This is a genomic window from Citrobacter sp. wls826 (assembly GCF_005281245.1).
GTDB lineage: Bacteria > Pseudomonadota > Gammaproteobacteria > Enterobacterales > Enterobacteriaceae > Citrobacter > Citrobacter braakii.
This window is the reverse complement of record NZ_SZWS01000063.1, coordinates 15670-29700: the sequence shown is the minus strand read 5'-3', so window position 1 is coordinate 29700 and position 14031 is coordinate 15670. Positions and strand designations below refer to the sequence as shown.

Genomic DNA, 14031 nt, shown 5'->3' with positions numbered 1-14031 from the left:
TTGCCGTAGCAACCCGATCAGGAGAGAAAGTCCTGGTTCAACACTCCGTAGTGCTGAGTATTACTGGCCTGCGCCCAGCATCTCGCTATCGATCACAATGCCTTCTTCAGCACCTTTTAACACAAGGTTTGCTTCATAGTATTTACCTGAAGACAGCAGTTTTTGAGCGCTGGCAACGGCTTTACGCGTCTGATTCAGGGGCATCAGGTATTGGGTCTGAAGCACGCTGATACCCGCCAGTTGCAAGGTATCCACAGCACCTTTCCAGTCGCCTTTAGCCATTTTGCCATTCGCTGTATTGATAGCGGATTCTTTAGCTGGGGTGGCAATATAGTCTTCTGACAGTGCAATCGTAGCGTTAATAATCACGTACTGATCGTCAATCATCTTGGCTTTAGGCGCAGCTTTTACAAATTTCGCCCAGTCGTGACTGTCACCTGCAAGCAGGGAAGCGGCGTCATCGGTTAACTTTTTAGCACTGTCAGGCTGTCCATGAAACAGGGCCAGACGGGCAAGCTGAATATCACGCATCGCGTTTGCACCTTGTACTGCGACCTGCATAATATCGGCAGCTTCTTTTTGTACATTGGCGGTAGCAGTTTGTGCCGGCGTGGTAGTGGTAGCTGCCAGTACCGGGGCTGAGCCCATCATGGTTGCAAGCAGACCTGCAAGAATAATCTTTTTCATTACTTTCTCCTGAATAAATTTGGTATATCTCACCAAACGAAATAAGCATATTAAATAACTTCGAAGAGTGGAATCAGAGCCAGGATAGAATAATGAGCGTTTAATCTTACAGGTGTCAGACGTCTGACATGTGTAGGATTATACGGATAATGACATTCCTTTATTCTTATATACGAATTTGGAGGGAAAGTCTTATCATTCCATTGTAAGTGATATGTGTTAAGTGAATATTACTCTTTTATTAGTAGGTTACATTGCGTTTCTATGTAACGGAGGATGTATGTTTGTTTTTAATCAGCGTAGCCTGAAAGCATTTAATGAAAAAACACTATTTCATTATAAAAGACACGCCACAATCATGGCCGTGCTGTTGTTGGTTTGCGGCATCTGCTGCTTAATCTATCCAATCGCTGCAGGTGTTTACTTAAGCTATGCAACAGGTTTTATGTTCCTGGTGTGCGGCTTCTATTCTATTTACAGCCTGTTTTCCTCGGGTAAAAAGCAGTTGAAAGCCAAATTTACCTATGCCTTTTTTGCTATCGCATGGTTGCTGCTGGGATACTGTTTCCTCGAAAATCCTGTGATAGGTATGAATTCATTGGCAATGGTTTTTTGCTGCCTGTTTATTCTTGGCGGGATTTTTCGTGTTGCTTCCGGCGTCAAAATGTTCCGCAGTCCGGGCTATGGATGGAATATTTTTATCGGTATTTTTGACCTGCTTATTGCAGCCGTGTGGCTGAATATGGATCCCGACCGCTCTTATGTGTTTACCTCCATCTTTATAGGCGTTGAGATGATCTTTAGTTCTTTGGCTTTTATCAGTCTGCGCAGAAATGCGTCGTTGGTACAAACTGAAAAACTCGCCGATAAAAATTAATGCTACTTCTGGAGCGCATTGTGAATATTAAATTGATTGTCTCTACAGCTATTCTTATGGCCTCTGTTATGGCGCCGATGAGCCGTGCTTTTGCTACACAGGCAACGGAAGCGGCGCCACAAGATATGACCTGTAAAGAATTCGTTGATATGAGTCGGCAATACATGACAGCAATTGCCTTTGTGATTGTTAATAAAAATTCGGACTTTAAAGGCGATGATTATGTTCCCCTGCATGAGGTGGAAACTGTCGCTGTACCGAAGATGATTAAAATGTGTCATCGACACCCTGATACTAAATTGGGCGAGCTGGCCGTAAATCTGAAGGGTTCCGGTCTGCACTATTGATTACCCGTTTTGATAGCCTGGCATGAGTCAGAATTGACAACCTCTGTACCTACCTTAGTTGTTACCCTACAAGAAAAAATCCCCGTAATGTTTACCCTGCTATCCACGAGAAATTCGCTGGATAGCAGGGCCCGCTAACAACCGTAGACCTGATAAGCGAAGCGCCACCGGGCATTGATTACCCGCAGAGCAGAGAGACTCAAGTGTGGTGGAGAATGCCACTCTTAACGTAGTCACTGTATCGTCGCTGTAATGAAATGAAGAACTTAAGGTGAATGGAACCCTTTCTCTGAGAGAGCATTGAGAATCCCTGGGATTTAATAAACTTATCCCAGGGATAATCACGTACGAGGGCAGGGAATCAGCGCCGTGTTTTGAATCGCGCCAGCATGTTTTCTACGAGAACAAAGAACAGCGGAACAAAGTAGATCGCCAGCACTGTCGCGGCCAGCATCCCACCAATAACACCCGTACCGACGGCATTTTGCGCGCCAGAGCCCGCGCCGTTGCTTATTGCCAGAGGGATAACCCCTAAGATAAAGGCCAGTGACGTCATCAAAATAGGGCGTAAGCGCATTTGCGCGGCCTCTACTGCGGCTTCAAGCGGCGTTTTTCCTTCCTTTTGCATGATCTCGACGGCGAACTCGACGATCAGAATGGCGTTTTTAGCCGAGAGCCCCATGGTGGTGAGCAGGCCTACCTGGAAGTAAACATCATTGCTCAGGCCGCGCAAGTCGGTCGCCAGCAAAGCGCCGACCACCCCGATTGGCACAACCAGCATTACCGAGAACGGTATCGACCAGCTTTCATACAGTGCCGCCAGTGCCAGAAACACGACGATCAGCGAAATGCCGTACAGCATTGGTGCCTGGTTTGTGGACAGCGCCTCCTGATAAGACAGACCGGTCCAGGCATAGCCGACGCCCGCGGGCAGTTTATTTATCAGCGATGCCATAAATTTCATCGCATCGCCGCTGCTTTTCCCTTCGACCGGCTGGCCCAGAATTTCCATTGCAGGCTGACCGTTGTAGCGTTCAAGGCGGGGAGAACCGTAGGTCCATTCGGTGGATGAGTAGGCCGAAAGCGGCGTCATGGCGCCGGAGGCATTACGTACGTACCAGTGATTAATATTATCCGGCAACATACGGAACGGCGTATCGGCCTGGACATACACTTTTTTAACGCGTCCCTGATTCAGGAAATCATTGACATAGCGACTACCGAACGACGTGGAGATGGTCTGATTAATATCCGATAATGCAACGCCCATGGCTTCTGCCTTCGTTGCGTTGACATGAATGCGGAACATCGGTGTATCTTCCAGACCATTTGGGCGCACCCCGTCGACCTCACCGGACGACTGGTTGGCCAGCGCCAGAAGCTCGTTTCGGGCCTGCATCATTTTTTCATGCCCAAGGTTACCGTTATCCAGCAGCTCCATGTCAAAACCTGAAGCCGTTCCCAGTTCTGCAACTGCGGGTAAATTAAACGGATAAACGACGGCATTATTGATGGTGCTTAAGGCCATCATCGCCCGTCGAATAATGGCGGTAACTGAGTTTTCTTCACCAACGCGTTCTGACCACGGTTTCAGGCTGATAAACGCCAGACCGTTGTTTTGCCCCTGGCCGCTAAAACCAAATCCGCCTACGGTGAAAACCGAAGCGACATTTTTCTGTTCTTTCGTCAGGTAGTAATCCGTTATTTCCCCGAGCACTTTGCTGGTGTTCACCATCGTTGAGCCCGAAGGCAATTGCGCGGTGGTCATGAATACCCCCTGGTCTTCTTCAGGCAAAAAGGAGGTCGGGGTACGTAGAAACAGCACAATCATGCCCGCGCCAATCACTAAGTACACGACCATATAACGGCCTGTGCAACGTAGCAGTTTACGGGTGCTGTCCGTGTAGTGCTGAGTACATTTCTCCATGAAGTGATTGAAACGGGTAAACAGAAAATGTGTGTTTGCTTTTTCTCCCTCGTGGGATTTCAACAGCATGGCGCAGAGGGCTGGCGTCAGGCTCATCGCCACAAACACCGACAGCAGCATGGAGGAGATTAAAGTGATAGAAAACTGACGGAAAATTTCACCGGTTGCTCCGCTCATAAATGCCATCGGCATAAATACGGCGGATAACACAACGGCAATACCGACCAGCGCTCTCTGCAACTGGCCCATCGCTTTGTGGGTCGCCGCTTTTGGTGACAAGTGTTCTTCGGCAATAATGCGTTCTACGTTCTCAACCACCACAATGGCATCATCGACTAGCAACCCTATCGCCAGCACCATGCCAAACATCGTGAGCGTATTAATCGAAAAACCCGCGACGTCGAGTATCGCAAAGGTGCCAAGGATCACTACCGGAACGGCGATTGTGGGAATAAGCGTTGCGCGGAAACTTTGCAAAAACAGATACATGACGAGGAATACCAGAATGATTGCCTCGATCAAAGTATGAAAAACCCCCTGAATCGAAATCTCGATAAACGGAGTGGTGTCATAGGGATAAACGGTTTTCATGCTGGCCGGAAACCAGGCCGATAATCTGTTCAGCTCCTGTTTGACTGCCTGGGATGTTTCCAGGGCATTCGCGCCAGCGGCAAGTTTAATTGCAATCCCGGCGGCGGGTTTTCCGTTGTAGCGTGCAACCGTTGCATAATTTTCCGCACCCAGCTCAATTCGCGCGACATCGCGCAGCAGAACCTGGGAGCCATCTTGCTGAACTTTAAGGAAGATCTTGCCAAATTCATCGGTAGTTTGCAGGCGCGTCTGGACGATTATCGACGCATTTAGCTGCTGATCGGCTGACTGAGGCATGCCTCCCAACTGCCCGCCCGATATCTGGTTGTTCTGAACTTTGAGCTGGGTAATGACGTCCTGAGGTGTGAGGTTATACTTGTCGAGCTTTTGCGGATCCAGCCAGATACGCATGGCGTATTGCGAACCGAATAACTGTACGCTCCCCACCCCGGCAGTGCGGCTTATTGGGTCTTTGATGTTTGAAGCCACATAGTCGGCAATATCATATTGGCTCAGGCTGTTATTATCAGAGATAAAGCCGGCGACCATCAAAATATTGCTGCTGGATTTATCAACACTGATCCCTTGCTGCTGTACTTCCTGCGGTAAAGAAGGCATCGCCAGCTGCAGTTTATTCTGTACCTGAACCTGCGCAATATCGGGTGACGTGCCCGTTTTGAAAGTCAGGATAATCGACGCATTACCTGCCGCATCGCTGGTGGATGACATATACATCAGGCCATCAAGACCATTCATATTCTGTTCAATCACCTGAGTTACGGAGTCTTCAACGGTCTTTGCGTCTGCCCCTGGGTAGGCAGCGCTGATGGTAATGGTTGGGGGAGCAATTTGTGGATACTGGGCGATCGGCAGGTTCATTATCGCGATACCGCCCGTAAACATCATGATAATGGCGAGCACCCAGGCGAAAACCGGGCGCTCAATAAAAAAGTTGGCCATGAAGAAAGTGTCCTTAATACCTGAAATATTACTGTTCAGTTCCCGCGTCAGGAGTGGTCAGTTTTGAAGGGAGGACCCGGGCTTTGATTCCCGGACGAATTCTTTGTAATCCGGACACAATGACCCGATCGCCGGGGCGTAATCCTGCGGTCACCAGCCATTGATTGCCAACGGCCTTCACGGCGTTTATTTCGCGCAGTTGCACCACGTTTTGCTGGTCAAGGATCAGCGCGGTGGCTTTTCCTTGTTCGTTATGCGTAATCCCTTGTTGGGGGACCATCAAAACATTCTGCTGGCTGCCTTCGTTCAGCAACGCCGTGACATACATGCCGGGTAAAATTTCACCTTCAGGATTGGGGAACACGGCGCGCAAAGTCACCGATCCGGTGGTCTCATCGACGGCGGGATCGGAAAACTCAAGCGTACCGGTATGGCGATAGGGTTTGCCGTTTTCCAGCATCAGCTCAACAGGAATTTTGCCTTGTTGCTGGGCAATTTTGCCGTTGGCTTTCTCTTCTTTCAGGCGTAAGAAATCTTGTACTGACTGTGTTAAATCAACATAAATCGGATCCAGCCGCTGAACGGTGACCAGCGCGTTTTCCTGATTTGCGGTGACCAGGGCACCCACGGTTACGGAGGATTTACCGCTGATGCCATCAATCGGTGAGGTGACATTAGCGTAACGAAGGTTGATGGTGGCCTGCTCAAGATCCGCTTTGGCGACGGCGACATTGGCTTCTGCTTCATTAAGCTGTGAGCGTGTCGTGTCGTAGTCCTGGCGGCTGACGTAATTGGATTTTATTAACGCTGACTGCCGATTTAATGTCAGACGCACATTATTGGCCGTCGCCAGTGCCTTTGCCAGCGCGCCTTTGGCTGAATCCAGTCGTGCCTGCAGCGGGGCAGGATCTATTTGATACAGTGACTCTCCTTTGCTGACTTTATCACCTTCAATAAAGTTGCGTTTTATGATGATCCCACCAACCTGAGGGCGGATTTCGGCGATCTCGAATGAAACCGCGCGACCTGGAAGTTCACTTTTAATATTCACTGAAGAGGGCGCTAAGGTAACAACGCCGACCTCGGGCTCCATCGCGGCGGTTTTTACTGCAGGTTTATTATCGCAGGCGGTGATGATGACGCTACTAAAAAATAATGGTATCAACAGTAAGCATTTTCTGTTCATAGTAATCCCTGAATAAATCGTAAACACCAATGTTCTTTTATTACAGGCAGGGTGGGAGAGTTATCGGTAAATAACAAAAGATGCTCAGGCATGAGATGGCTAAAGCCCATTTTTTCGCTCAAGTGTTAGCGGGTAAAATTATATGTAACAGGAAGAATGCGTGCTAAGCGAAGGATCTCATAAAGCAGGATGGCGCAATAAGGTCAACGCGGGGTGATGTGGTGGGCGTTTGTCAGTACCCAACTCCGGAATATATTCGCGCCATCTTACTACAGAGATTATTTCACTAGCTCCGGAGTTACCTGAGTTACTGTATTAGCGTAATAGGGGGCTCCCCACATGGGTTCAGGCCAGAACGCGCCATAGCCGTAATCCCACATATTATAGGTGGTGTTGACTGACTCCGTTAAATGCCAAACCTGAATACCTTGTAAATCAACTTTAACAAAGTTGTACGGGATTTTGTTGATGAATCCTGGTTCATCTCCTTGAATTGTCCCCAAAATAGTAACGAAATGGTTTCTGTAGTTTACCGGATCGAGAAAACCTTTCTGCTGGGCAAGAATACGCCCCTGATAGCTCGCGTCTATTTGCGGTTTAGCATAGTTGTTCAGTGGCAGAACGGCGATTTCCAGTAATGTATCCGTTTTGGTGTTAATCACATTGATGACTTTACCCCCAAAGCGGGCCTGCTGACCGGTATATAATCCCGTTTGGTTATGCACGGAGATAAAGTTTTTTTGTATATCTGGTTGATTATTACCTTTGATATTCTCAGGAATTGAAGCACATGACGCCAGGGTGAAAGCAAGGGCAACAATTATCAACCCTTTTGTTTTTTTCATTTTACTTTCCTGCTAAAAAAAAGACAGGCCTATAGTAACCCTTTGCTCATTATTGTCAGCAAACGTGCCGTTGATTATCTAAAATTAATATTATTGTAGCTTATGGTAATAACAGGCTGTATTTTATCTGGTCGCTGGATAGGGCGAAAGTGTGTGGCGACAGGGAAAGCGACTTACTGTCGCCACACGTGGAGTCAGGTCCAATGCGTTACCGTGCCCTGGTTTAGCCAGGCGGGTAGGCAATCCTGGATTACGGCTTATTACTACGATTTACTAACGCAGACGTTCGTTGGCGAAAAGGTATTGCCTAACAGGTAGGTATTATTAATTTTATATATTTGCGCACGCTTACTGGGTGTGAACGGGTCATAGATATTATGGATAAACATCTCATCCGACACGTTATCCAGACTGTGTTTACTCATTTTCACGTCTTGCAGAAAAACGACGCCTTTATCTTTTATCCGATAATTAAAACTGACGGAGCGTTGCAGGATAAGGCGACGTCCTGGGCGGTTGTCTGCCAGTGGGGTTGTGGTAATAATCCCTGAGAAATCAATGACGCCAGTGTTATCTGTTTGCAACTGGATCATCAGGCTACCATCGTATTTCCCACCCCCGGGCAGTTCGGGTAGTGAAAGTGTGGAGACGCAATGCACGCTTATTCCCTGATTGACTGGAATGAGGGTGATTCCATTCGCGCTTAACAAGGCGCTGACAGCGACCAGAACGGCCGCTCCTGCAAGTAATATCTTGGTTTTATATTTAGTATTCATGGATATAAAGGTCCTTGCATCCAGCAAACTTTGTTTTTTCTGCATTATTGAAAGTACAGCGGGATAAAAATATGCGACCTTTTTCGCCGTAGACGTACAGATCGTCAGGCTGGAAAATAAACAATGCGCCAGCCAGACACTTCAGGTGTAAATCAGCCATTTTTTTGGCTTTTTCAAGTTTCGCAGTTGCCACTTCTCGTGAGCTTTCAAAAACGGTATAGACCGGACAGAGGTCGATATTGCCAAGTTTATACAACTGCACGACGGGAAGGTGGTTTTGAGTGCTGTTAAACAATGTGTTGACTGGGTAAAGAAGCATGAATAATGAGACGCCCCCAGCTGCAAGCAGCATCATTTTTACGCGTTTTGACAGGGAAGGCGTGGCTTTTGCGGGAGTGAGGGACGCCGCGGAAACCAAAGGCGGTTCCTCTATGGTGGTTACCAATCCTTCAGCGATGAAAAAGCCGACCCGTGGTACGGTTTGAATGATCTCGTGTTCACAACCGAGCTCCTGTAATCCTTTACGAATCAAAGAAATATACTGGCTTAATGAGTTGTTTGAGGCTTGCAGACCATTTTTGTCCCAGACATTCGTAAACATCTCTTCTCTCGAGACTACTTTCCCTTCCTGCTCGAGGAGATAGGTGAAGATCCTGTTTGCGGTAATAGACAGGGTGAGTGAGTTGTCCGACGGACTCAGACTCGCCAAAACGCCATCATCAGTCCTAAATGTAACTTCATTGTTAATTAGATATTTCATTTTTTCATCATTAACAGAGTATTACTTAATTATAAACCATAGTGGTATTTCTTCTTCACTACAGTATCGTGAGATGTGACAGGGCCGAGGCAGGAGGAGGGGGGCATTTGAGCATTGTAAAATATCCCCTCTGGCATAAAAAACTATGAAATTATTCATTTTAAGTATAAATACCTGCTTCACTCTGATTAAATTATAAGAGTGCTACTATTTTCAGATAGACCATTATAATCATTCGCCGGTTTGAGGACTGCGTAGTTCTGAGTCTCTGGTTGATTTACAAATTGTCAGTAACTTTAGTAAGTGGCATTTTTATAATGAGTAAACGAAAAGTTACTTAAGTAAAATAATCTAAAAATAGTATGGTATCAAGCGTCTTAAACAACAATTAGAAAGGCTTTGATATTTTTTACTTATTACATTCAACCCCTGGCGGTACAGATGCCGCGGAACTTGCTTATCGCGAGGTGTGTTTTCTACTGACTGAAATCCCTGTTTCTCGCAGTTATAATTTAAGTAACTCAAATGGGTTATGTTTTTTCAATATAACCCATGCAATAAGATTTATCTTATAAGTTGTTAGTTGTTTAAGAGCTGTTATTATAAATTTTTTTACGAGATATGAAATAAATTAATATGCGTTTTATTTAATTTGAAATGTTTGTTTATTGTGTAGAAAATTAGGTCGTCATATTACATTGTTTATGCAATTCATTAACAGTTGCTTATGTGTTCCTGTGATGATATCGATACTTAAATCTATAATCACTTGTCTTTTTAGATAAAACATCTATAAATTGCAAATTTATCAGTATAAATAGATTGGTTGTTGATGCGGTAATACCATTCGTCATGTACAGATCGCTCAATGTTTCAGCGGAAAAAACTCCAGAGAAGAGGTATCTGACCGCTGGGTAATTATGAGCATCCCATAATGCTATGTGACCACGAATTTTTCCCAGGAAGGGTATTCGTGGAATTATTCGGAATGGTAATGATGAACAAGATTTTTAAAGTGGTATGGAGTGTTTCGCACTCTTGCGCGGTTGTTGTTTCTGAACTGGCAAAACGTTGTGGTGCTTCTGTGGAAACCAATAGTTCTGCTCGCATTGAATCTGGAACGCATAAATTTAATATTTCAAGAATTGCGCTAAGTATAATAGGTGCCGTACTGGCTACGCATTCAATATATGCTTTTGCCGCTGACTACGTCTTGCCTGATTACTTACCGTCGACTAACGCTAATGGCGCAGGGCAACTTGTTGTCGGTGACGGTGAAAACATGAATATTATCACCGGTACTAAAGGATATGGCAGCATTGCCTCTGGTGCATCGGGCTTTAAAACGATGACTATTCAGCAGGCAATGGATAATGGTTATATTTCGTCAGGTAGTGAAAATATAAATCTGACGCAGACGACTTTAGGTGGTCGTACCCACAGCATTCAATACGTTGACCCCATCACCGGGGCTTCGCGTACAGTCCAGGTGTATGACAGCGATAATTTTGCCTCTACCAGCGTTGGCGATCTGACGACTTATCTGGGGGTCAGCGTCGGTGATGGGCAGTATGTGAATATGAAGCTGGCGACAGTGACATCAGGCGGCACGCTTGATGTGAATGTTGGTTCAACGGAAAGCGGCTGGGCATCGAACTCGGCAAATATCTTCAATGCTGTCACCAAGGTCTCTGGAGTTTATAACGTTGAGAGCAGCGCCAGTGACACTAAAGACGCGGTACTGAATTACAACGCCAAAACCATCGTGCAAAGCGGTAACGTTGGTAATGTCGCGAAAAATACCGGTAAAGATTATAACTTTGATACCGCAACCTATAACGGCACCTTCTCCAGCGCGCTTGGCGAGTATACGGTTAATAATCTTGATGATTTAAAAAACTACAATGATGCTCTGGTGAAAGCCGTAGAGGCTGGGCAACTTTCGCCCACGGACTACGAAGCTGAGCTTCATAAAGCCTATACCACGGAACAGAAAAACATTCACTTCGACACCAATATCCCGGATGGCGATGCGGTGTTGCAGGCTGCGAATCGTGATGTGAACAGTTTTATTAAAGCTTCCGGTGCGCGCTCTGTCGTCAATATTTCTGCTGATGCCAATATTCAGGCGGTTTTTAGCGATACCTCCGTGGTGACGCTGACCGACGGAGCCACCCTCAATAACAACGGCACACTGGGGGTTGCCGCCGGTGCAGCCGGTGGTGATTATGTCGTTTCAGCGCGTGATAGCATCGTAAATAACAATGGAATTATTGATGCGGGTACCAGTCTTGATGTGAAAAATGCGTGGGTTGGCGCCCATACCGGGATTCTCGCGACCGGGACGACAAAGGTACAGAACGACGGCGTCATCAACCTTGCCTCGCATCAGGATATCTATAACGCCTATGGCGTGCTGATGAATGACACGGCGACCTTTATTAATAACGGAGTAATGAATATTGCCACCGGAGGTGAGCCTGCGAAATCTTCCGATGGTGTCTATACCTACGGCGTGTTTGTTCAACGTAATGCCGTGGCTACTAATAACGGGACGCTCTACATCGGACGCACTGCACAAGCGGTAAAAGATGAGGCGAGCAGTGACGTTCAGGTCACTCTTCCGGCCATTGGTATGTTTGTGAAGAGTGGAACCATCAATAACACCGGGAACATCACGATCGGAGAAAAAGTCGAGAATGCTGTTGCCATTCAGGCAAACGGCAGTGCGTCTCCTGGTGCAATCAACGTTACCCAAGACGGCGTCATTGACATCAATGGCATCGGCTCAGCGCAAAATATTGGCTTAATGGGGATTAACGGTGCAAAAGGGCTGGTAAACAGCGGCACGATTAACCTCAATGGGTACAGCGCCAGCGGTATTGAACTGCAGGGAGGGAGTCAGGCGCTTCATTCGGGCACGATAAATATCACCAATGGTAGTACCACGGATAATACATTAAAAAATATTGGTGCCTGGGTCGAGGGGACCGGGTCTCAACTCACGATGAGTGGGAGTGTGAATCTTGCTGCTGATAACGCCATTGGTCTGCACGTTCGTGACGGCGGTGTTATCGATATTACCGATACGGGCAAAGTCTCATTTACCAGTGGCAAAAACCAGATTGGCTATTTTATTTATGGTGAAGGTTCAAAAGTAAACGCCTCCTCTACCAATACGCAAGATGTCTCGACTGAAGGGTCAACATTATATCGCATAGAAGGTGGTGCGACTTTTGATGGCAGCGGGTCGTCTGGTACGACAATGACGGCATCAGGCACCGACAGCACTATTCTGCAGGTGACCGGGACGGGGAGCCATTTTGATTCCGGCTCGCAATCGCTGAGTATCACGGGTGACGGCGCGACCGGGATTCGGGTTGAAGGCGGAGCGGATGGGGTTATCACCAAAGACGCGGTGATCGTGAAACTTTCCGGTAAAGATACCACCGCCGGGATTGTGGACGGTAATTATTATGACTTGTCCGGCAATGTCGATGAAAATCAGAAAGGTGACTCAACCCTGACCAGTTACGCCACGCTGAATACCAGTAATACGGCGGATGGTGCTTTCGGCTACATCGCCCGCAACGGCGGTACGCTCAACCATAAAGGCAGCATCGACTTTGACCAGGCGGGCAGCACAGGCGTGCTGGTTTCCGGTGGTACGTTGAATAACGACGGCGATATCAAGGTTAATGGCGTGGCGGTCAGCATCGAAGGCGCTGATTCCGTTGTGAACAACAATGCGACGGTTACCGCGACGGATGGCACCGCAGCCTATCTCGTGGGCAATGATGCGTCATTAAGTTTGACGGGTTCGGGAGAAACCAAAGCATCGGGAGATGCGCACGGTATCTTGTTGGCCGCCGGTGCGAAAGGTCTGCTGGTCGATGGAGCCATCATCACGATGGACAGTACGGGTAAAGGAAGCGCGATTGAAAACGTCGCCAACATTGCGGGTATCCAGCTAAAAGATACAACTATCAGTGTGGGGAATGGAATCGGTATTCATACCGGAGCATCCCTGGCGCAGACCAACTCCGGAACGATTAATGTAACGGGGAGCGGTACGGGGATCCTGTTTGAAAATATCGACGGCAGCGAAACGAATCAAACGCTGGATATGTCTGACTCGCGCGATCTGGTTATCAATGTTGAGCAGGCTGCGGGTAAAGGGATCGTCACCAATGCGTCAACCGACCTGAAAACGGGCGTCAGCGTTAACGTACTCGACGTTAACGGTGGTGAAGCGTTGATTGTCGGTGGCACGACCAAAAATGTTGAACAGGCTGGTGAGTTGACATCGAAATCGACCAGCCACGCGGTGGTGAATGTTGATAACGGTTCTCTGGAAACGTTTATCAATAAAGGCGTTATTAAAGCGCTGGATGCGTCGCAAAAAGCGGTAGAAATGCTCTCGGGGGCAGGCATCGCGTTTACTAACGCGGCGGGAGCCAGCATTGTTGGTCAGGTTAACCTGATGAGCGGTGATAACACCGTTACGCTGGAGTCTGGCAGTACCGCAACCGACATCAAGACGGGCAGTGGTAACGATCTGTACCTACTGAAAGATGTCAAAGAGACAGAAACCTCGCTGTTTACCAGCCTCAATGGCGGTGATGGGGAGGATACACTTCAGTTGAATAACGCACAGTACATCCTCAATCACGCCGATGCTATTACCGGCATGGAGCATATCGATCTCACTGCTGGTTCAGTATTTACCGTTAATAATGTTGATTTTGCGTTGGGTGATAACCAAAACGATGCGACCGGTACGGGTTACAACATTGATACGACCAGCACCTTGTCGCTGAATTCTGACGCTGCGCTGGTTTTTAATAGCCATCTGGCGGGAACCGGAACTGTCGCCGTTGATGCCAGCGGTAATGCGTTTGATTTTACCAGCAACAATGCGGCAGATGGATTCAACGGTACGCTGGCGCTAACGAACAGCACCTTTGAGCTGGCTGGATTAAATACTCAGGCGCTGAGCCAGGCAACATTAAATGTAGGCGAGGGGAACGTCACCCACGTGGGGTCCGGTGAGCAAAATATCGGAGGCCTGGCGT

Annotated in this window: 9 protein-coding genes; 3 read left to right on the top strand and 6 right to left on the bottom strand. The window is 47.5% G+C overall.

The window, feature by feature from the left end:
* Positions 1 to 60: 60 nt before the first annotated feature.
* The gene (locus FDW87_RS19270; protein WP_016154099.1) at positions 61 to 687 is read right to left on the bottom strand and encodes a YfdX family protein; all 627 of its coding nucleotides are present in this window, start codon (positions 685 to 687) and stop codon (positions 61 to 63) included.
* 280 nt (positions 688 to 967) lie between these two features.
* On the opposite strand from FDW87_RS19270, the gene FDW87_RS19265 reads away from it, so the two are divergent.
* Positions 968 to 1564, top strand: coding sequence for a DUF308 domain-containing protein (locus tag FDW87_RS19265; protein ID WP_047358942.1), 597 nt, complete (start codon positions 968 to 970; stop codon positions 1562 to 1564).
* Positions 1564 to 1911 carry an HdeA/HdeB family chaperone gene (locus FDW87_RS19260; RefSeq protein ID WP_016157253.1) on the top strand — a complete coding sequence of 116 codons (348 nt, stop codon included), beginning with the start codon at positions 1564 to 1566 and terminating at the stop codon, positions 1909 to 1911. Before FDW87_RS19265 ends, FDW87_RS19260 begins: the two co-directional genes overlap by 1 nt.
* 361 nt (positions 1912 to 2272) lie before the next feature.
* On the opposite strand, the gene FDW87_RS19255 is transcribed toward FDW87_RS19260, so the two are convergent.
* From FDW87_RS19255 to FDW87_RS19235, 5 genes are all read right to left on the bottom strand, one after another.
* The gene (locus tag FDW87_RS19255) at positions 2273 to 5389 is read right to left on the bottom strand and encodes an efflux RND transporter permease subunit (RefSeq protein WP_137380077.1); all 3117 of its coding nucleotides are present in this window, start codon (positions 5387 to 5389) and stop codon (positions 2273 to 2275) included.
* A gap of 28 nt (positions 5390 to 5417) precedes the next feature.
* A complete protein-coding gene (locus FDW87_RS19250) occupies positions 5418 to 6575 on the bottom strand; it encodes an efflux RND transporter periplasmic adaptor subunit (protein WP_137380076.1) in 1158 nt (385 codons plus the stop codon).
* A gap of 278 nt (positions 6576 to 6853) precedes the next feature.
* Positions 6854 to 7420, bottom strand: a complete 567-nt coding sequence (locus FDW87_RS19245; protein WP_137380075.1) for a Slp family lipoprotein — start codon at positions 7418 to 7420, stop codon at positions 6854 to 6856.
* 263 nt (positions 7421 to 7683) lie between these two features.
* A complete protein-coding gene (locus FDW87_RS19240; protein ID WP_137380074.1) occupies positions 7684 to 8196 on the bottom strand; it encodes a hypothetical protein in 513 nt (170 codons plus the stop codon).
* Positions 8186 to 8956: a winged helix-turn-helix domain-containing protein gene (locus FDW87_RS19235; protein WP_016154092.1), complete on the bottom strand. Its 771-nt coding sequence runs from the start codon at positions 8954 to 8956 to the stop codon at positions 8186 to 8188. The genes FDW87_RS19240 and FDW87_RS19235 overlap by 11 nt, the downstream gene beginning before the upstream one ends.
* Positions 8957 to 9953: 997 nt before the next feature.
* On the opposite strand from FDW87_RS19235, the gene FDW87_RS23095 reads away from it, so the two are divergent.
* Positions 9954 to 14031 (top strand): ESPR domain-containing protein (locus FDW87_RS23095; protein WP_252363258.1); only part of this gene is annotated, 4078 nt, incomplete at its 3' end.

Bases quoted from the DNA above. Each gene is read 5' to 3' on its own strand.
- FDW87_RS19270 (WP_016154099.1), bottom strand. From the start codon at position 687: ATGAAAAAGATTATTCTTGCAGGTCTGCTTGCAACCATGATGGGCTCA.
- FDW87_RS19265 (WP_047358942.1), top strand. From the start codon at position 968: ATGTTTGTTTTTAATCAGCGTAGCCTGAAAGCATTTAATGAAAAAACA.
- FDW87_RS19260 (WP_016157253.1), top strand. From the start codon at position 1,564: ATGCTACTTCTGGAGCGCATTGTGAATATTAAATTGATTGTCTCTACA.
- FDW87_RS19255 (WP_137380077.1), bottom strand. From the start codon at position 5,389: ATGGCCAACTTTTTTATTGAGCGCCCGGTTTTCGCCTGGGTGCTCGCC.
- FDW87_RS19250 (WP_137380076.1), bottom strand. From the start codon at position 6,575: ATGAACAGAAAATGCTTACTGTTGATACCATTATTTTTTAGTAGCGTC.
- FDW87_RS19245 (WP_137380075.1), bottom strand. From the start codon at position 7,420: ATGAAAAAAACAAAAGGGTTGATAATTGTTGCCCTTGCTTTCACCCTG.
- FDW87_RS19240 (WP_137380074.1), bottom strand. From the start codon at position 8,196: ATGAATACTAAATATAAAACCAAGATATTACTTGCAGGAGCGGCCGTT.
- FDW87_RS19235 (WP_016154092.1), bottom strand. From the start codon at position 8,956: ATGAAATATCTAATTAACAATGAAGTTACATTTAGGACTGATGATGGC.